Below are 20439 nucleotides of genomic sequence, written 5' to 3' on the forward strand. Positions count from 1 at the left end.
GGGTTTGATTTAAAATTTAATTATCCTTGAACAATTCCATTAGGGTATTCAACTTCATTTCATTATTTAATCGAAGGACATAATCTTCCCTCATTTTTTTCAAGAACATTTCCTTATCATTAAAAGTCATATTTATAATAGCAAGTGCTGAAACACATAATTCTGTAAAATCTTTATTTATTAAATATTGAAAAGCTCCAAAACGTTCTCGCATTGCTCCAATATCATATCCTAAAACAAATCGTCCAGCTGCAACAGCTTCCAACGCTGTAATGGGTCCTCCTTCCCATAAAGATGTCACTAAAAAAACATCTATCTTTTCATAAAACTCATAAGTTTCCGATGGATCAATAAAATAATTATTAAAGGTCACAAAACTTGAAAGTTCAAGTTCTTCTACTTTTTTATATACTTGTTCTTTATAAACATGATCTGTTGCTTCTCCTTGAATAATTAGTTTACAAGCAAAGCCTTTTTTATTATTTAAGAAATCCAAAAGTAAAATCATATCTAATATATTCTTTTCACTTGCAACTCTTCCTAAAAACCCGAATACTAAATTCATGTCGTTCACACATGCTTTTGAAGGAATTTTAAGTAAATCGGATTCATTTGTCACCATAATATCCAAACTAACCATTTGCTTAAAGCCATAAGTCTTAATCCAAAAGTCTTTCTGTTTATTATTAAACACAATAAGGTGACTAAATTTTTTATAAAAATTCCGATAACTATTTGGCAAAATGGTAAATACCCCCATAGTTACCTTACCTATTACTTTTTTGGAAGAAAAAACAGATTTTAATATTGGAAAAAAATAGGAGCTTTTTGTATAAGTTAAAATTAAAAAATTTGAAATAGTAATACTTTTGTATTTCCAATACAAATAGTCAATAATATTATAACTAAACCCCATTTTAGAAAAAAAACGGTTTATAATTTTTACTAGTGAACTTGAAAAAAAAACTGGATATGTAAAAACTTTAATATCCCTATCTCCTAGCAATTTTTCAAAAGGTTGGATATTAATTTTTGAATCTGAAAATATTATTATTCTTTTAAAAAGCTTTTTATCGTAAAGGTAAATAGCATAAGATATTGCTTCAATTTCAGTGCCTCCCACACTTTTTAAATAAGGCGAACAAATTACCAACTTTTTTTTCAAATCACAAATATCTTATATGTTCTAAATCTTTTTTCTATTTGATAACTACCTCTTTTTAAAACTAAAAACATACATCCAAAAAAACACAATTCTGAACTGAGCTTTTTATTATGTGCATATAAAGTTAAAATTAATTTTCTTAAAATATACTTTGAATTTTTTAGGTGATTATTTTCAATCCCTCTAAAGAATAAGTTTATCAAAAGTTTATAATAAAAAGAGACCAATTCTAAATCACTTAGTGCTATACTTCTTTTTAAGTTCTCGACAGCAATAAAACTTTGAGATTCTTTATAATCATGATTATATTTTTTATTTTTAGCAGATTTTGTTTGGTCATGTTGTCGATATAAAAACAATGGTTTATCAACAATTTGATATGATTCTTCAGGTAATTTAAAAAAAATTCTAGAAAAAAATTCCGTCTCCTGCCCTCTTTTTATCTCATTAATAAAAAGTCTTTTCCCTTCTAAAAAGGACTTTTTTATTAATACGGAAGGCGTTAAAATTTGTAAATGCCACAACGCATAATCTTTAAATAAATAACCTTTATTATTTAGTACTATTTCTTTTCTATTCTCTAACCTGTTATTAACATAATACCCAGAACCAATTACCATATTTAAATTAGTGTTTAAAACAGACGTCTTTTCCTTTAAAAATCCCGGAAGCATAACATCGTCGTCATCAAACCAATTCACGTAAGCCCCATTACTCATTTCAAACCCATAGTTCCTGCAATTGTTAGCTCCTTTAAGCATATCCTTAGGACGTCTATAATATTGAAAACGAGAATCTTTTTTTATGTATTTTTCTAATACGTTAGGGGTATTATCTGTACTTCCATCATCTACCACAATACATTCCCAATTAGTATAACTCTGGGAAAGTAGACTATTTAAAGTATCCACAATTAAACCTGCTCTATTGTAGGTAGGAATAATTATTGATACTAAATCTTGCATTTTATTAAAATTTATTTCCAAAAGGGGCTGTATCAAAATCAAGATTATCACTCAAATAACAATACCTATTATAACCTTTTATATGCCCCCCTAAAATTAAATGCCAATCATTAGATATTTCTTTTTCTTCTGATCGATTAGCATCATCCAAAAATACAGCAAATGTTTTGGATATATTATTTTTAAGAAAAGGTATTGCTGAATATCTCGAATAAGGTGTCAAAAACCCTGGAGGTCCATCTACAACTACCAAATCATATTTAAAAGTATCGACCTTAGCTATAGATAAAGACTCTGTACTATACCACTGGTCTTGGCATTCCTTAGATATACCGGAATCTACATTTTTTAAAGGTGCTATTACAATTTTTACGTAATTATCTAAATTCATATTACCTAAAATATTATTTAGTTCTTCTGCCCATTCAGGATTACTCTCTACAGAAAAAAAAGTGGCATCCAAATTATTATTTTTTAATAATTGCGCTATGCAAACTGTTGAATATCCCGAACCAAATTCTATAATATTCTTTCTTTTATTAATAACAATATCATTACAAATATGCAACACTTCTTTTGGAGAAATAGACCAACCTGTAAGTGGGACGAAAACATTATTATCGAACATTTTAAGAAGTTGATTTAAAGCCATTTCATCTTCAATCAATTGATAATTTAAATCTGCTTTTTTATCTAAATTTTTAAATCTATCTTGAAACTCTCGTATTTTCCTTTTAATTCTACCTGTCATAAACCCATATATTTTTTGTTTATAAAATCTAAACTGTGATTTAAACTTTAAACTTTTATAATTAAACTTAAACTGCTTCCTTATAAGCCAAGGATTAATTTCTTTCCCTGCAGCACTATTCGATATATTCTTATCATGAATTACCTGAATCCATTGTGGTAAATTAGAAACTATTTCGTTTTTAACTCCTTTCCATTTATTATGTTCTTGATAATATACACTTTTAACTTGGCTCTTACTAGATACAGTTTCTACTAAACTTATAAAAGGATTTAAATAAGTCGTTACTTGTCTTAAAACAGACTTCTCCCCAATCTCCATAGTATAACCAACTGGTATTTCCAACAAACATGCTCCTTTGAAACTTATATGTTTCTGAATAACTTCTACCGTATTTTTTGCTAAAATATCATCATTGTCTAAACGTGTTGTAATAAGCCATTCTACATTACTTTTCAAAAGTTTTTTATGAAGTTCTTTTGGCATGTTAGTTTCAAAATAATTATACGATTTCTCATACTTTGGAATAAAATTAGCAAAGCTTGAATGCAGCGCTTCGTTCTTCTTTTTGTACTCTGGAGATAATTGCTCATCAAAGTAAACCCACCACTCAAAATTTAAACACGTTTGACTTTTTATAGATGGTAAACAATAATTTTCAAATAAATAAAATCTATCTTTTAACCAATTTTCATCAAGAACAGTATTACCAAGTTTATCACTTTGCCACCTTTTAGAAAGGTTGAATCTTGTAATAATAATATGCTTAAAATTTTCCAATATGATTTTTTTAAGAAAGACTACAATTAACGTTATAATCTGTTAATACCGTTGTATGATTAGAAGTTATCGTGATTGGTGAATTATAAAAAGCACCAGATTCTACTTCAAACCTTAAATATTCCTGAGCATTCTCTTGAACAATATTATTTACCAATAATACATAGGATATAATATACTCACCTGCGACTAATGGGAATTTATCAAAATGAAATGAAATTTTCCCAGAATTTTTAAAGGTCTCAAATCTTAATGAGGAATCTGCTGCAGAACTGCACCACGAAACTCTCTTTCCAAAAATATCATCTATTTTAAAATCCAATCTTAAGGTCTTAAATTCTAAATCATTAATTCTCTTCAATAAAAAATCAATTTGTAAAAATTTACCTGTCATGATATTGGGAGCATTAAATAAAACTTTATCGACAAGAACATTACCTTCACCTGTTTTTATACAAGATTCATTAAGTCCTATCCATTCATTATTTCTAAGATAAAAATCTATTGAAACATTCGTTTCTCCTTGAAAAACCATTTCTCCATTTTCCAATACCAATGATCTCGTACACAAACTCCTAACAGCAGCCATATTATGACTCACAAACAACACCGTCCTCCCTTCACTACGACTAATATCCTGCATTTTACCAATAGCCTTTTTTTGAAATTCGGCATCGCCAACAGCTAATACCTCATCAATTACCAATATTTCTGGTTCTAAAAAAGCGGCTACAGCAAAAGCTAAACGTACGGTCATTCCTGAAGAGTAACGTTTAACAGGTGTATCAATATAACGTTCACAACCAGAAAACTCAATAATTTCATCAATTTTTAAAACGATTTCTTTTTTGGTCATTCCTAAAATAGCACCGTTTAAAAAAATATTTTCACGCCCTGTCATTTCTCCATGAAATCCCGTACCAACTTCTAACAATGAAGCTATACGTCCTTTTGTTTTAATCTCACCGGTAGTAGGACTTGTTACTTTAGAAAGTATTTTCAATAAGGTAGATTTTCCAGCTCCATTCTTTCCAATAATACCAAGGACTTCACCACGTTCTACTTCAAAATTTATATCCTGTAAAGCCCAAACATAATCTGAGTTTCCTTTAGTACTTCTATCATTAGCCTCTCCTATTTTTAAATACGGATCTTCTTTTCCTCTTATTCTATACCACCAACGGTTTAAATCATGACTAATCGTCCCAGTACCAACCAAACCTAGACGGTATTGTTTACTAATATTTTCTGCCTTTAAAATAATGTCTTTCTTCATTAAACAGTATCAATAAATTGTTTTTCGGTTTTATTAAATACAATTAACCCTAATAAAAATACAACGATACTAATAATTGTAGCATAACTTAATTTACTTAAAGAAAAATAACCGACTCCTAATGTCATACTTCTAAATAATTCAACAATCGTCGTCATAGGGTTGTATTCTATAATTAGACCAACCCATTGAGGTAATTTACCATCTGTTACTTTTTCATGAATTAGTGACAAAGGATACATGACTGCAGATCCGTACATCAATAATTGCACACCAAATGCGACTAAAAAACTTAAATCTCTATATTTAGTAGTCATTGATGAAATTATCATACCAAAACCCAAGCCCAATAAAGCCATTACTAAAATAATTAAAGGAAGCCATAATATATTTATCGTTAGTGATGTATTAAAAGCTGTTTCTGTAAAAAAAATAAAGTAAATATAAAAACAAACAAATACCAGTAATTGAATTCCAAATTTAATTAGATTAGACAAAACTGTTGACATAGGCATAATCGCACGAGGAAAATAAACTTTTCCAAAAATACCCTGATTTTTCTTAAACGTATCACTAGTTCCATTTAAACAAGCACTAAAATAGTTCCAAGACGTAATACCTGCTAAATTGAACAAAAACGATGGAATGCCATTCCCTGTTTCAATATTAGCTATATTATTGAATACCAAAGTGAAAATTACAGACGTAAATAAAGGTTGAATAAAATACCATAGTGGCCCTAAAACAGTCTGTTTGTATAATGTAATTACATCACGTTTAACAAACAATAATAGTAAATCGCGATATCTCCAAATCTCCGAAAAGTTTAAATCAATGACACTCTTTTTTGAAGTAATGGTATACAACCAAACATCATTTGTTTCTTTCTTATCCAATAATTAATTATTTAAAACTACTTCTAACTATTCTTTTTAAAAAGAGACTTTACGCTTTTTAATAAACCTGTCTTTTGTTTTGTATCATCATGATACCCATTAGCATAATTACCATAACCATAGCCATAGCCATAACCGTAGCCATAACCATAGCCATATTTAGCCTTTTGATCATAGCCATTATAAATTAAACTAATATTTTTTATTTGTTTAGATTTATATTTTTCATTGATAAAGTTAAGCATTCCTTTCTTTGTATAATCTTGCCTTACAACATACAAAGAGGCATCAACATATTCTAATAATTCTAAAGCATCAGCCACTAAACCAACTGGTGGCGTATCTAGAATAATATAATCATACTTAGTTTTTAAAGTACTTATAAGCTCCCTAAGTTTATCATTTATAAGTAATTCTGAAGGATTAGGCGGAATAGGTCCTGATGTAATGACATCTAAATGTTCAATATCTGTTTTTTGAATCACAGATTCTAACGATTCTTGTCCTATTAAATAATTAACAACTCCTATATTGTTTTTAATTTTGAAATCACCAAAAATCTTTGGTTTTCTAAGGTCTAAACCTAACAAAATTGTTTTCTTACCACTCAAGGCGAAAACTGTTGCTACATTAATAGAACAAAATGTTTTTCCTTCACCACTTACAGAAGATGTTACTAATAATGTTTTTGCGCCTTTTAAATCTTGAGATTTATAAAAATATTGCAAATTAGATCGAATAGCACGAAATGCTTCAGCTACTGCCGACTTTGGTTTTCTATGAACTACTAGATTATTATCTAAAATATTTTTACCTACAACCCCTAAAATTGGAATAGAAGACAATTGCTCAACATCCATTGGGCTATGAATATTATTATCTAAAAAGGTTAAAACAAAAGCTATTAATAAAGGAATTATCAAAGCCACAAAAAAAGCAAAAACATAACGAACATTTAAATTCCTTCCCAAAACCTGAGCTCCTGTATTTTTTGCTGAATCAATTATAAGTATATCTGAAACATTAGACGCCTTTATTATTTCTGCTTCACCGCGTTTAGCCAAAAACACATTGTATGTTTGTTCACTTAGTGTATACTGACGCTCAATAGTTATAAGTTGTTGCTGGTCTTCTGGCAGTTTACTAAATTGATTTTCAACTTTACTTAAATTTCCATTTACAGTTTTAAGCTCTCTTTTTAAACCATTTGCAGCGGCACTTATATTTTCTAAAAGAACATTTTTAAGCCCCTCAATTTGTCTGTTTAAATCATTAAATACAGACGCATCACTTCTAACAGAATATTGCAGTTTTGATTTTTGTACAGACAACTCATTTATTTTAGAAACATTATTTAAAATATTAGCATCTGCTATTCCTGCAATTGAAGGCGCAGGTATATCTGTAAACGAACTACTAGACAACAAATAGTTTTTAAGATTAGAATAGTAATTTAATTGTCTGTTTATTTCATCTTTTTCAGCATCTAACTTAGTTAGTTTTTCATTTAACAAAACACTCTCTTCATCAAGACTGAATATTTTATTTTTCTTTCTATAATTATTTAATGCTTCTGCATTATCAGACAACTCCCCTTTAACCCTTGATATCTGTTCATCTATAAAATCAATAGCATTGGTAGCATATTGGTTTTTTCTATTTAGTTGATCTTCACTTAAAACAGTAACAAGCATGTTTAAATAATCGACAATTTTCTCCGTATTTTTATCTATAAGAGTAATATCTAAAATTGGAGAGCTTTTAGAATTAACTATTGAAGTTCTACCTTGGTAACTAGCCACGACACTATCAAAACTACCAAGTTGAACAAAATACGTTTCTCCCGAAATAACGTTTCTATTTTCTTGAAGTTTTATAACACCTTTTAAAAAGGGAAGGTTTATTGGTTCATCAAATTTAAATTGCTTTTTAAAAACCCCAACAGGGACATCAACTCTAGACAATACTTTGCTAATATAATTCTGTGTTGTAGCAACTGTACTTTGAAAATCTATTTCTAACTCAAAAGAATGCGCATCTAAAAAAGTAACTTTTATAGGAACATTTATTAATTGCGGAAAATTATAATCATGATTAAACCTAAAAGGCGCTGCTTTATAAATATCCTGTTTCCTAAAACGCCCCTGTTTTAAATAACTTTTATAAAACTCTGTTCTCTCAACAACTTTTTCATGATGCGAACGCGATTTAAGTGTCACAATCATGGTTTGTATTTTAGAGGTAACACCTCCCCAATTAAATGTTAAACTTGCATTTGATGTAAACAAAGGATTACTATCATCTTCAATAGAAATTTTAGTTCCCAAACGATATGAAAACTCTTCTCTAATATTTTTTTGATATACATAAAAAACGCCTAAAGCTAATAGTAACAAAAAAAACTTCCAATAGCTTAAAGCTCTAAATAAAAACTTCTTTATATCAAAACTACTAGCACTAGATTCAGAAACTTCAAATTCTTCAATCATAATTTAAATTTAAAGATTTCTAGTTAAAAAATAAGTAGACACTAACACCGAAAAAATAGAAGCAATTGTTGTTAATGTTTGCGTAGCAGTTTCTCCTGCACCAATAGCTTTACGTTTTAATGGTTTTACTAAAATCATATCATTAGGCTGAATATAATAAAACGGTGACTGCATAGCGACAATATCTGTTAAATCTATGTGGTGTATTTTTTGTCCTTGTGGGTATTGTCTAATTACCAACACATCGGTTCTATCTCCTGTTGTTTTTATATCACCTGCATTAGCCAAAGCTTCAATAATATTAACACGATCTTGAAACAATGTATAGACACCGGTTCCTCCTACTTCTCCTGTTACAGTGTAACGAAGACCTGCTAATTTTACTGTAACAAAAAGTTCTGCTGTATCTTTAAAGTATTGAGATAACAATTCACTTTTCACTTTATTTTCAATCTCTTCAATTGTAAATCCAAGTACATTAATACTTCCTAAAACGGGGAATTTTATATTACCATGCAAATCTACTGTAAACCCATTAAAATAAAGCTGTGCCTGACCTTGAGTTGTATTTGATCCAGTTGTTTCAATGGGATTAAATATAGCCGTTAATTCATTATCTAAAGCCTTAACATTAATACTTAAAATATCATTTACTTGAATTCTATATGGTTTTGATAATTCTTTTACAACTAATAAACTATCAGAAACAGTTCCTTTATCTTGTAAATAAACAACATCTTTATTAGTTATACATGATGAAAACAGAATACTAATTACCAAACAAATAACTAAGAAAAACTTTTTTAACATAGAGAGATTTGATTTATCACAAATATAAGTTTTCATCGTGAACAATAAAACTTATAGTCTGTTTTTTGGTTTTTTATCCGTTATTTGCAAAAAACATATCCATTGAATTACTTAACAGTAGAAAATATATCAAAATCTTACGGCGAGCTAACCCTTTTCGAAAACATTTCATTTAGTGTTCATAAAGATCAAAAAATTGCTTTTGTAGCCAAAAATGGCACAGGAAAAACATCCATTTTAAATATTCTTTCTGGTGACGATGAATCGGATTCTGGCAATGTAACCTACAGAAAAGGCATTGTTGTATCAGTCTTATCTCAAGACCCTAAATTTGATAGTAATCTAACTATTGAAGAAACCATTTTTGCTAGCGACAACCCTATTTTAAAAGTTATTTCGAACTACGAAAAAGCGCTTTTAAACCCTGATGATTCCGATGCCTACCAAGAAGCATTTGAAGCCATGGAACAACATCATGCCTGGGATTTTGAAACGCTTTACAAACAAATACTTTTTAAACTAAAACTCGAAGATTTAAGTCTAAAAGTAGGCGTGCTTTCGGGCGGACAAAAAAAACGTCTAGCGTTAGCAAACGCATTAATAAACAAACCCGATTTACTAATTCTTGATGAGCCAACAAACCATTTAGATTTAGAAATGATTGAATGGCTTGAAGCGTTTTTTGCGAAAGAAAACATGACACTTTTTATGGTAACGCATGATCGCTACTTTTTAGAACGTGTTTGTAACGAAATTATAGAATTAGACGCAGGACAACTATACAACTACAAAGGAAACTACTCCTACTACCTTGAAAAGCGAGAAGCCAGAATAGAATTAGAAGCAACTGAAGTAGGCAAAGCAAAACAACTTTTTAAGAAAGAACTAACCTGGATGCGTCGTCAACCAAAGGCTAGAACTACAAAATCTAAATCTAGAATTAATGATTTTGCCGATATAAAACACCGCGCACACCAACGTAGAAACGACCATGAAGTTCAGTTAGAATTAAACATGGAACGCTTAGGTAGCAAAATTTTAGAATTCCATAAAGTATCAAAAGCTTTTAAAGACAAAACGATTCTCGACAATTTTAACTACATGTTTCAAAGAGGAGAACGTGTTGGTATTATTGGAAAAAATGGCACAGGAAAAACCACCTTTTTAAATATATTAACCGAAACCTCTAAACCAGATTCAGGAAAAGTAATTAAGGGAGATACTGTAAAATATGGGTATTACACTCAAAACGGTATTACTATAAAGCCAGAGCAAAAAGTTATTGATGTTATAAAAGAATTTGGCGATTATATTCCACTAAAAAAAGGCAAGCAAATTAGTGCGCAACAACTTTTAGAACGCTTTTTATTCAGTAGAAAAAAGCAATACGATTTTGTTGAAAAACTAAGTGGTGGCGAACGCAAACGATTATACTTATGTACCGTTTTAATTCAGAATCCTAATTTTTTAATTTTAGATGAACCTACAAACGATTTAGATATTGTAACTCTAAATGTACTTGAAAGTTTCCTTTTAGATTTCCCTGGTTGTATTATAGTGGTATCTCACGACAGGTATTTTATGGATAAAGTAGTCGATCATCTATTGGTTTTTAAAGGCGATGGTGTTGTTGAAGATTTCCCTGGAAATTATACAGATTATAGAGTTTATGAAGATAGCCAGCCTGTAATTTCTAATACATCTACTGAAAACAAAAAAGATAAGAATGCTTGGAAAAAGAACAATGAAAACAAATTATCTTACAATGAAGAAAAGGAACTTAAAAATATTGAAAGTAAACTAAAGTCTTTAACTTTTGATAAAAAAGAATTAGAAAATAAATTCAATAATCCAGATTTATCTCAAGACGAGATAAACGAGTTATCTCAAGCATTACAAAAAATTATTGATACTATGGATGCTAAAGAAGAACGCTGGTTTGAGTTATCATCTAAACTTGAGGAATGAAACAGTATGCAGTCTCAGTTTTTAGTAAAAACATTATAAGTTCTAGTGAAATATTTTGTATCGAAAAATAATTTTGTAAAATGTTTTATCAAGCTACCCAATACATAAAGTTTCTTTTAAAATCTACCAATCAACATGGTGTACACTCTCCTTTTGTTTATGATTTGGTAACTAAATGTTTTTATAACAAGTTAAAATACACTGCTTACAAAAACATTTTAAACTACAAAAAAGAGCTCCTACAAAATAGTAGCAAAATAAAAGTAACCGATTTAGGAGCAGGATCACAAGTCATGAAACAACAAGAGCGTACTGTTTCAGCAATTGCAAAAAACGCTGGCACCACTAATAAACGAGCTAAGCTTTTATACAGGATTATTAATTACTTTAAACCAGAAAACACATTAGAACTAGGAACTTCTTTAGGTATTGCAACACATGCCATAAGTTTAGGTAACACAAAAAACAACATTACAACTATTGAAGGTTGCCCAAATACTTCTAAATTTTTAAAAGAAAATTTAAAAAAGTTTGAAGTAAAAAATGTTAATCAAATTACTGGAGATTTCACTTCTGAAATAGAAAAATTAACTTCTAATAAATACGACCTTATTTTCTTTGATGGCAATCATCAAAAAGAAGCAACTTTAAATTATTTTGAAGTCCTTTTAGAAACAGCTCACAACGATTCTGTTTTTATTTTTGATGATATTTATTGGAGTAAAGAGATGACTGAAGCTTGGGAAAGCATCAAAAAACACCCAAAAGTTACCGTTACTATTGATACTTTTTTCTGGGGATTTGTCTTTTTTAGAAAAGAACAGGTTAAGGAGGATTTTATTATTAGAGTTTAATTGTCATTCATGCGAAAACAGGACTCTATTCTTGGTTTCTATTATGAATTTCTGTTTCTATAAGAATAACAAAAGCAATCTGAAATTGAGTGCAAAAACTTTTAATTTTCAACTTATAACTTTTAACTTCGTAACATGAAAATCTATACCAAAACAGGAGATAAAGGTACCACTGCATTATTTGGTGGCACACGTGTACCAAAGCATCATATTCGTATTGATAGTTATGGAACCGTTGATGAGTTAAACTCGCATTTAGGCTTAATTCGCGATCAAGATATCAACCCACATTACAAAGACTTATTAATTCATATTCAAGACAGACTGTTTACTGTTGGCGCTATTCTGGCAACAGACCCTGAAAAAGCGGTCTTAAAAAACGGAAAAGAACGCTTAAACATTCCTACTATTTCTAATGAAAACATAGAACGCTTAGAGGAGGAAATGGATACTATGAACGAAGCTTTACCGCCTATGACTCATTTTGTGCTACCTGGAGGTCATCAAACGGTGTCATTCTGTCATATAGCACGTTGTGTATGCCGTAGAGCTGAACGTTTAACCTCTGCGCTTAGCGAGATTGAAACAATAGACCCGAATACTTTAAAGTATTTAAACCGTCTTTCTGACTACCTTTTTGTATTGGCACGAAAGTTGTCTTATGATTTACAAGCAAATGAAATTAAGTGGATTCCGGAGAAAGGATAAACTATTAAACTTTGACTTATAAATTGAACTTGTTTTGCGTTAGGGATTGCAACGGCATCCTTTTTAAAACTTGAATGAAACAAAAAATTGTAACTACTACTGATTTTGGCAGATTGCCATATCCTTCGTCATAACAATAACGTTTTAAAAAGATATAGTGGAAAGCCCGACCCGATAGGGAAACGCCCAAATAAATTAAGTTCTAAATTATTAACAAAGCAACTATAAATTTCAACTGTTTAGATAACAAAAGAGTACGTTCTTAAAATTAATGATTAAATAATTCATTTTTTTCTTGTGTGTTTAAACTAAAAATTTATTTTTGCAAAAAATTAAACACAAAGAAATGTATTGGACATTAGAATTAGCATCTTATTTAAGTGATGCACCTTGGCCGGCAACTAAAGACGAATTGATAGATTACGCAATTAGAACTGGCGCACCGTTAGAAGTGGTTGAAAACTTACAATCAATTGAAGATGAAGGTGATTCTTATGACTCTATTGAAGAAATCTGGTCTGATTACCCGACCGATGAAGATTATCTATGGAATGAAGATGAATATTAGTAAAGCATAAAGAATAGTTAAAAAGTCTCGAATTGAGGCTTTTTTTTTGTCCTAATCTTTAAACAAATGTATCTTTGGATGCATTGAAAAACAAAAAATTAAAAACGAACACAACTAGGTTAACCCCTAGCTTAATATAAATATAAACACACATGAGTTTTTTAAATTCTGTACTTAAAGTATTTGTTGGCGATAAATCGAAGCAAGATGTTAAAGCCATTACCCCAATTGTTGAAAAAATAAAGGCTTTAGAGTCTTCGGTTAGCAGTTTATCTCACGACGAACTTAGAGCAAAAACAACCGAATTTAAAGCAACTATTACAGAAGCTATTAAGCCTATAAACGACGAGATAGAAAAACTTCTTAATGAAGCTGAAAACACAGAAGACATTGATAAACGTGAGGATATCTATGAAGCTGTTGATAAGCTTAAAGACGATGCCTATAATAAAACAGAAGAGGTTTTAAATACTATTTTACCTGAAGCTTTTGCTGTTATTAAAGAAACGGCTAAACGTTTTGCAAATAACACCTCTATTACGGTTACAGCAAATAATTACGACAGAGAATTATCTGGTGATAAAGATTATGTAACACTTGATGGCGATAATGCTACTTGGGCAAACTCTTGGGATGCTGCTGGAAAGCCTATTACTTGGGATATGGTACATTACGATGTACAGCTTATTGGTGGTATTGCCATGCATCAAGGTAAAATTGCCGAAATGCAAACGGGTGAGGGTAAAACATTAGTAGCTACCTTACCTATGTATTTAAATGCATTATCTGGAAAAGGTGTGCATTTAGTAACTGTGAATGATTACTTAGCAAAACGTGATAGCGCGTGGATGGCACCTCTTTTTCAGTTTCATGGTTTAACTATAGATTGTATAGATTATCATAAACCTAATTCGCCTGAGCGTATTGCGGCTTACAATGCCGATATTACTTACGGAACCAATAACGAGTTTGGTTTTGATTACTTACGTGATAACATGTCGCATACTCCTGAAGAATTAGTACAACGTCCACACCATTTTGCCATTGTAGATGAGGTCGATTCTGTATTAGTTGATGATGCGCGTACGCCATTGATTATTTCGGGTCCAATTCCTCGTGGCGAACACCATGAGTTTACAGAATTAAAACCTAAGGTTGATGATATTGTATCGGTACAACGAAAATATTTAACAGGTGTTTTAGCCGAAGCTAAAAAGCTTATTGCTGCTGGAGATACTAAAGAAGGTGGTTTTCAACTACTACGTGCGTATCGTGGTATTCCTAAAAACAAAGCTTTAATTAAGTTTTTATCTGAAGAAGGTATCAAACAACTACTTCAAAAAACTGAAAACTTTTACATGCAAGACAACAACCGCGAAATGCCAAAGGTTGATGCTGAATTGTACTATGTAATTGAAGAAAAAAACAATCAAGTTGAATTAACCGATAAAGGTGTTGAATACATCTCTGGAAAGGACAACCCTGATTTTTTCATCTTACCAGAAATAGGTGTTGAAGTTGCTAAAATTGAAGAACAAGGACTTTCTTCTGAAGATGAAGCGAACCTTAAAGAAGAATTATTTAAAGAGTTTGGTGTAAAATCTGAACGTATACATACGCTTAACCAACTTTTAAAAGCATACGCTTTATTTGAAAAAGACACCCAATATGTGGTGATGGAAAATAAAGTAATGATTGTTGATGAGCAAACCGGTCGTATTATGGATGGTCGTCGTTATTCTGACGGATTACACCAAGCGATTGAAGCTAAAGAAAATGTAAAAATTGAAGATGCTACGCAAACTTTTGCAACGGTAACACTTCAAAATTACTTTAGAATGTACCGTAAACTATCTGGTATGACAGGTACTGCGGTTACAGAAGCTGGTGAGTTCTGGGAAATCTACAAATTAGATGTTGTTGAAATTCCAACCAACCGCCCAATTGCTAGAGACGATAAAGAAGATTTAGTTTATAAAACAAAACGTGAAAAGTACAACGCCGTTATTGATGATGTTACCAAACTATCGCAAGCGGGTCGCCCGGTTTTAATTGGAACAACATCGGTAGAAATAAGTGAGTTACTTGGTAAAATGCTTAGCATTCGTAAAATACCACACAATGTATTAAATGCGAAGCAACATAAAAAAGAAGCCGAAATTGTAGATCAAGCAGGTAAATCTGGACAAGTTACCATTGCAACCAATATGGCAGGTCGTGGTACCGATATTAAATTAAGCGACGAAGTTAAGGCTGCTGGTGGTTTAGCCATTGTAGGTACAGAGCGTCATGATTCGCGTCGTGTAGACAGACAGTTACGTGGTCGTGCTGGTCGTCAAGGAGATCCAGGAAGTTCTCAATTTTACGTATCGTTAGAAGATAACCTGATGCGTTTATTTGGTAGCGAGCGTATTGCTAAAATGATGGATAAAATGGGCTTACAAGAAGGCGAAGTTATCCAACACTCTATGATTTCAAAATCTATTGAGCGTGCACAGAAAAAAGTAGAAGAGAATAACTTTGGTGTTCGTAAGCGTTTATTAGAATATGATGATGTTATGAATGCCCAACGTGAGGTAGTTTACAAACGTCGTCGTCATGCATTACACGGAGAACGTTTACGTGTAGATTTAGCAAATATGATTTTTGATACTTCGGAAGGTATTTCTGAAACAAACAAAGGCGCTAGCGATTATAAAAACTTTGAGTTTGAGTTAATTCGTTATTTCTCTATGAGTTCACCAGTATCTGAAGCAGAATTTGGAAAACTTTCAGCACAAGATATTACATCAAAAATATACAACAATGCTTTCGATCATTATAAAGCAAAAATGGAGCGCAATGCCGAAATTGCTTTCCCTGTTATTAAAAATGTATACGAAACACAACGCGACAAGTTTAAACGCATTGTAGTGCCTTTTACAGACGGCATTAAATCATTAAATGTGGTTACCGATCTTGAAAAAGCATACGAAACAAACGGTAAACAATTAATTACCGATTTCGAAAAAAATATTACACTTGCTATTATTGATGATGCATGGAAAACCCATTTACGTAAAATGGACGAGTTGAAACAATCGGTACAATTGGCTGTACACGAACAAAAAGATCCTTTACTTATTTATAAGTTTGAAGCTTTCGAATTGTTTAAAGCCATGATAGACCAAGTAAATAAAGATGTTATTTCATTCTTATTTAAAGGTGAGTTACCACAAGAAACACAAAGCACCATACAAGAAGCTAAAGTACGTAAGCAAGAAAAACTGAATGTACAAAAAGACGAAATCCCTAATTTAGACGAACGCTCTGCTCAAAATAGAGCTGCTGGAAACACACAACGTCAACAAGAAGTGGTTGAAACTATTGTACGCGATAAACCAAAAATTGGTCGTAACGATCGTGTTACCATCAAACATGTTATGAATGGTGAAAACAAAACGGTTAAGTACAAACAAGCAGAACCTTTAATTGCCAAAGGCGAATGGGTTTTGGTTGAAGACTAACCTGTATTCCTGCGAAGGCAAGAATCTTATAATACATATTAAAAATCCTGATAGTTTCTATCGGGATTTTTTTGTGCTCAATATTTAAGAGTCAAACTTGAGTTTGTCAGAAATTTTAGCTAAATTCGTTTAGCGGTAAGAAATAAAATATTTATGCTGAACTTATTTCAGTATTGAAACAATTTCATTTCATGTCGTTAAACAAATCTTCTTAACTGAACTTTAAAAACTAATTAAACTAAATTCTTAAATTAGATTTAGACTTTAGTTTCTGGTAAACAAACACCTTTTTTAAGAATAACAATTCCCATTGCAAGTAACCAAATAACTTTTACATGAAATATAGGTTTGTAAATTTCGTAATTATCTGGAATGGCAAGAATAATCATCATAGCAGTGAGTCCTAATAGTGCCGTAAACCAACCTAACCATTTACTAACTATATGCCATTTAATAAAAGCAAACCCTAACAATACTAAACCTACACCCGAAAAAATACGTCCGAAACGAATAAAACAGGTTACATACTGATTAGTGAATAATATATTATCAACAAATTCTTTAATTTCTGCAGCCGATTTACCTGCCGTTTGCCCAACACCCCAAGCGCCATAATTATAAAAATAAGCCGATGCTATTGCCAAAGTAAAAGTCCCTACAACAAGCATACCTGCTCCTGGTAATATAACCACACGGTACGGTTTTCTAGCAGTTATAGAAACTAATGCAAATGTTGCAATAGCCATAGTAACCCAACCAAAAATATGAATTCTATACATCCAAATCCAATACCAAACATCTTCACCAATAGCTGCAAAATCTGAAGCTACAATATATTCCCCAATATGATGAGGAGATAATGCCCACCCTAACCACAATAAGGCAGCTGCAAAAACAAAAGCCCAACCAGTAAACTTAGTTTCAAAATCTTTTTTCAATAAACCCATAATTAACTACATTTTAATTAGTTACATCTAACAAGATATAAGTAATCTTGTTTTTTTAAAGTAACAAATGTTACATAAAAAGAGATTAGAGTTTGTAAATTGTTGTACTTGTTATATTAATTTCTAATTTTAAACACCTTGAAAAGAAGAGACTTTGTAAAAAGAGCGACACTAAGTTCATTTGCAACCCTTATAGGTGCAGAACTTGTTTTTGGTTCTAATATTCTTGATGGTTACATGCCTTTAGCATTACAAGATCCTGATCCTTTTAAAATGTTTAATAAAAACAAGGAAATGGTTGTGCTAAACGATAAACCATGGAATATTGAAGCACAAGCACATTTATTAGATGATAAAATTACACCTAATTCATGCATGTTTATTAGAAATAATGGACTCATTCCTGAGGATATTGATGCTAAAACATGGAAACTTACTATAGACGGAGAATCAGTTATAAATAAAACAACATACACACTTTCTGAATTAAAATCGAAATTTAAACATTACACCTATCAGTTAACTTTAGAATGTGGTGGTAATGGACGTAGTGAATTTAATCCACCAGCAAAAGGAAACCAATGGACCGTTGGTGCCATTCATTGCGCATCATGGACAGGTGTTCGATTACGAGATGTATTAGAAGATGCAGGTATTAAAAGTGATGCTGTTTATATTGGCTATCATGCTACAGATAAACATTTGAGTATGGATCCTAAAAAAGAACCTATTTCTAGAGGCTGCCCTATGCAGAAAGCATTACAAGATGAAACTATTTTAGCTTTTAAAATGAATGGTGAAGATATTCCTTTAGTACATGGGTATCCGTTGCGTTTGGTTGCAGGTGGTTGGCCAGCTTCTGTTTCTGGAAAATGGATTAATCGAATTAGTATTCGAAATAAAGTTCATGATGGTACAAAAATGACAGGAACAGCTTATAGAGTACCTTGCGAACCTGTAGCTCCTGGTGAAAAAGTAAAAGATGAACACATGTGCATTATTGAGTCGATGCCTGTAAAATCATTAATTACTTATCCTAAATCGGGTGCCATCATTAATAAAGGAAAATCATTAAATATAAGAGGACATGCTTGGGCAGGTGAACTTGAAGTTTCTAAAATGGAATATTCTATAGATTATGGATCTACTTGGACAGTATGCCCAGTTGAAAAACCAGCTAATCGTTTAGCATGGCAACATTTTTCGGCTAAAGTAAGTTTCCCTAAAGTAGGATATTATGAAGTTTGGGCACGAGCGACAGATAGTAATAACGTTGCTCAACCTATGTTATTACCAGGATGGAACCCGAAAGGCTATTTAAATAATGCATGCCATAGAATTGCTATAAAAGTTAAGTAATGACTAACGAAGAAGTATTCAGAGCTCAAATTAAAAAAGTGTCTCGCCTATTGACACTTCTTTTTACGTTATTTGTAATAACAGGTGGTGGTATACTTTATTATATGTCTAACCCATCGGGTTTTGATTTTAAATCGGAACCTGAAACTGTTGTAGCTGTTCCAATAGAAATTGACGAAGATCGCATTGAAAATGGTATTCATGTTAGAACAGGATTAGTTGATGCTGAAGGCTTAATGCTAGTTGTAAATAATTGTACTAATTGTCATTCGGCAAAATTAGTGACACAAAATAGAATGACAGCAGAACGATGGAATGCCACCATAAAATGGATGCAGGAAACACAAAATTTATGGGACTTAGGAAGAAACCAAGACATTATAGTTAATTATTTAGTAACTAATTATCCGCCAAAATCAATAGGTAGACGTGCGGTTTTAACAGATATAGATTGGTATCAACTTAACAACTAAAACAATATAGACTATTTAAATTCAATTAAAATGGAAAAATATTTAGATGCATTTATTAATACGTTTCAAGGTACAGTAAATTGGACATGGAAATCTATAATTTTTGAAGTGCCATGGTACACAAACTATTTTTGGGGACTTATAGCTATTTCCCTTTTTGTTTGGGTTTTAGAAATTGCTTTTCCGTGGCGAAAAAATCAATCTATTTTTAGACGCGACTTTTGGTTAGACGCGTTTTACATGTTCTTTAATTTCTTCATATTTTCTATAGTAATTAGTGGAGTTTATAAGATTTTAGGACTCGCTTTTGGAGAGATAAACATCACAGCTAAAAGCCTTGCTTTATTTGACATTTCTGAATGGGCGCCTTGGTTACAATTATTTGTATTCTTTATTATACTCGACTTTGTACAATGGTTTACACATGTATTATTACACAAATACCCTTTCTTATGGAAGTTTCACAAAGTGCATCATAGTGTGAAAGAAATGGGGTTCGCAGCGCATTTAAGATACCATTGGATGGAAAATATTTTTTACAAGCCTCTAAAAACGTTTGGAGTAATGATTATTGGTGGTTTTGAACCTAATCAAGCTTTTATTGTTCATTTTATTACCATAGCTATTGGCCACCTTAACCATTCAAATATTAAAATTACTTGGGGACCATTAAAGTACATTTTCAACAATCCTGTGATGCATTTATATCATCATGCATATGTATTACCTAAAGGAAAATATGGGGTGAATTATGGCATCAGTTTAAGCCTTTGGGATTATATTTTTAAAACAAATTATATCCCTGAAGATAGTGGTACTATAGAAATAGGTTTTAAAGGTGATGATACATTCCCAACAGATTTTATTGGTCAGAATACCTATGGTTTTAAAAAAGGGCAACGATAATATTTATGAAAAAGATTC

General features: G+C 31.3%; 16 protein-coding genes. 8 read left to right on the forward strand and 8 right to left on the reverse strand.

Going from position 1 to position 20439, the window contains the following annotated elements; translation table 11 throughout:
* Positions 1-16: 16 nt before the first annotated feature.
* Genes ACH5TX_RS10965 through ACH5TX_RS10995 form a run of 7 tightly spaced genes read right to left on the reverse strand, consistent with a single transcriptional unit; the run spans position 17 to position 9132 of the window.
* Entirely contained in the window at positions 17-1165 is a 1149-nt protein-coding gene (locus ACH5TX_RS10965) for a glycosyltransferase (RefSeq protein ID WP_439339549.1), read from the reverse strand.
* Positions 1162-2130 (reverse strand): glycosyltransferase family 2 protein, encoded by a 969-nt coding sequence (locus tag ACH5TX_RS10970; protein ID WP_439339550.1) that lies wholly within the window; start codon positions 2128-2130, stop codon positions 1162-1164. The genes ACH5TX_RS10965 and ACH5TX_RS10970 overlap by 4 nt, the downstream gene beginning before the upstream one ends.
* Before the next feature lie 4 nt (positions 2131-2134).
* A complete protein-coding gene (locus ACH5TX_RS10975; RefSeq protein WP_439339551.1) occupies positions 2135-3661 on the reverse strand; it encodes a glycosyltransferase in 1527 nt (508 codons plus the stop codon).
* Between the two features lie 10 nt (positions 3662-3671).
* Complete coding sequence (locus ACH5TX_RS10980) at positions 3672-4937, reverse strand: ABC transporter ATP-binding protein (protein ID WP_439339552.1); 1266 nt, start codon at positions 4935-4937, stop codon at positions 3672-3674.
* Positions 4937-5833, reverse strand: a complete 897-nt coding sequence (locus tag ACH5TX_RS10985) for an ABC transporter permease (protein WP_439339553.1) — start codon at positions 5831-5833, stop codon at positions 4937-4939. Before ACH5TX_RS10985 ends, ACH5TX_RS10980 begins: the two co-directional genes overlap by 1 nt.
* A 23-nt stretch (positions 5834-5856) precedes the next feature.
* Positions 5857-8322: an exopolysaccharide transport family protein gene (locus ACH5TX_RS10990; protein ID WP_439339554.1), complete on the reverse strand. Its 2466-nt coding sequence runs from the start codon at positions 8320-8322 to the stop codon at positions 5857-5859.
* Between the two features lie 9 nt (positions 8323-8331).
* Entirely contained in the window at positions 8332-9132 is an 801-nt protein-coding gene (locus tag ACH5TX_RS10995) for a polysaccharide biosynthesis/export family protein (protein WP_439339555.1), read from the reverse strand.
* 102 nt (positions 9133-9234) lie between these two features.
* Here ACH5TX_RS10995 and ACH5TX_RS11000 point away from each other — a divergent pair, with 102 nt between their 5' ends.
* The 5 genes from ACH5TX_RS11000 to secA all read left to right on the forward strand — a co-directional run bounded on the left by ACH5TX_RS11000 (position 9235) and on the right by secA (position 16736).
* Positions 9235-11100, forward strand: coding sequence for an ABC-F family ATP-binding cassette domain-containing protein (locus tag ACH5TX_RS11000; protein WP_439339556.1), 1866 nt, complete (start codon positions 9235-9237; stop codon positions 11098-11100).
* Positions 11101-11180: 80 nt separating this feature from the next.
* Positions 11181-11954 carry an O-methyltransferase gene (locus tag ACH5TX_RS11005; RefSeq protein ID WP_439339557.1) on the forward strand — a complete coding sequence of 258 codons (774 nt, stop codon included), beginning with the start codon at positions 11181-11183 and terminating at the stop codon, positions 11952-11954.
* A gap of 135 nt (positions 11955-12089) precedes the next feature.
* Positions 12090-12662 (forward strand): cob(I)yrinic acid a,c-diamide adenosyltransferase, encoded by a 573-nt coding sequence (locus ACH5TX_RS11010; RefSeq protein WP_439339558.1) that lies wholly within the window; start codon positions 12090-12092, stop codon positions 12660-12662.
* A gap of 346 nt (positions 12663-13008) precedes the next feature.
* Positions 13009-13230 carry a DUF2795 domain-containing protein gene (locus ACH5TX_RS11015; protein ID WP_019387375.1) on the forward strand — a complete coding sequence of 74 codons (222 nt, stop codon included), beginning with the start codon at positions 13009-13011 and terminating at the stop codon, positions 13228-13230.
* Positions 13231-13382: 152 nt separating this feature from the next.
* Complete coding sequence (gene secA, locus ACH5TX_RS11020; RefSeq protein WP_439339559.1) at positions 13383-16736, forward strand: preprotein translocase subunit SecA; 3354 nt, start codon at positions 13383-13385, stop codon at positions 16734-16736.
* 257 nt (positions 16737-16993) lie between these two features.
* Here the strand turns inward: secA and ACH5TX_RS11025 are convergent, their stop codons facing one another.
* Positions 16994-17683, reverse strand: a complete 690-nt coding sequence (locus ACH5TX_RS11025) for a hypothetical protein (RefSeq protein WP_439339560.1) — start codon at positions 17681-17683, stop codon at positions 16994-16996.
* Between the two features lie 138 nt (positions 17684-17821).
* On the opposite strand from ACH5TX_RS11025, the gene ACH5TX_RS11030 reads away from it, so the two are divergent.
* The 3 genes from ACH5TX_RS11030 to ACH5TX_RS11040 are packed head-to-tail and all read left to right on the forward strand — an operon-like array spanning position 17822 to position 20421.
* A complete protein-coding gene (locus ACH5TX_RS11030; RefSeq protein ID WP_439339561.1) occupies positions 17822-19042 on the forward strand; it encodes a sulfite oxidase in 1221 nt (406 codons plus the stop codon).
* The gene (locus ACH5TX_RS11035; RefSeq protein WP_439339562.1) at positions 19042-19515 is read left to right on the forward strand and encodes a monoheme cytochrome C; all 474 of its coding nucleotides are present in this window, start codon (positions 19042-19044) and stop codon (positions 19513-19515) included. The genes ACH5TX_RS11030 and ACH5TX_RS11035 overlap by 1 nt, the downstream gene beginning before the upstream one ends.
* Positions 19516-19545: 30 nt before the next feature.
* Positions 19546-20421, forward strand: coding sequence for a sterol desaturase family protein (locus ACH5TX_RS11040; RefSeq protein ID WP_439339563.1), 876 nt, complete (start codon positions 19546-19548; stop codon positions 20419-20421).
* The last annotated feature ends 18 nt before the right edge of the window (positions 20422-20439 follow it).

The sequence above is a fragment of the Thalassobellus citreus genome, from assembly GCF_044385915.1.
Lineage (GTDB): Bacteria > Bacteroidota > Bacteroidia > Flavobacteriales > Flavobacteriaceae > Thalassobellus > Thalassobellus citreus.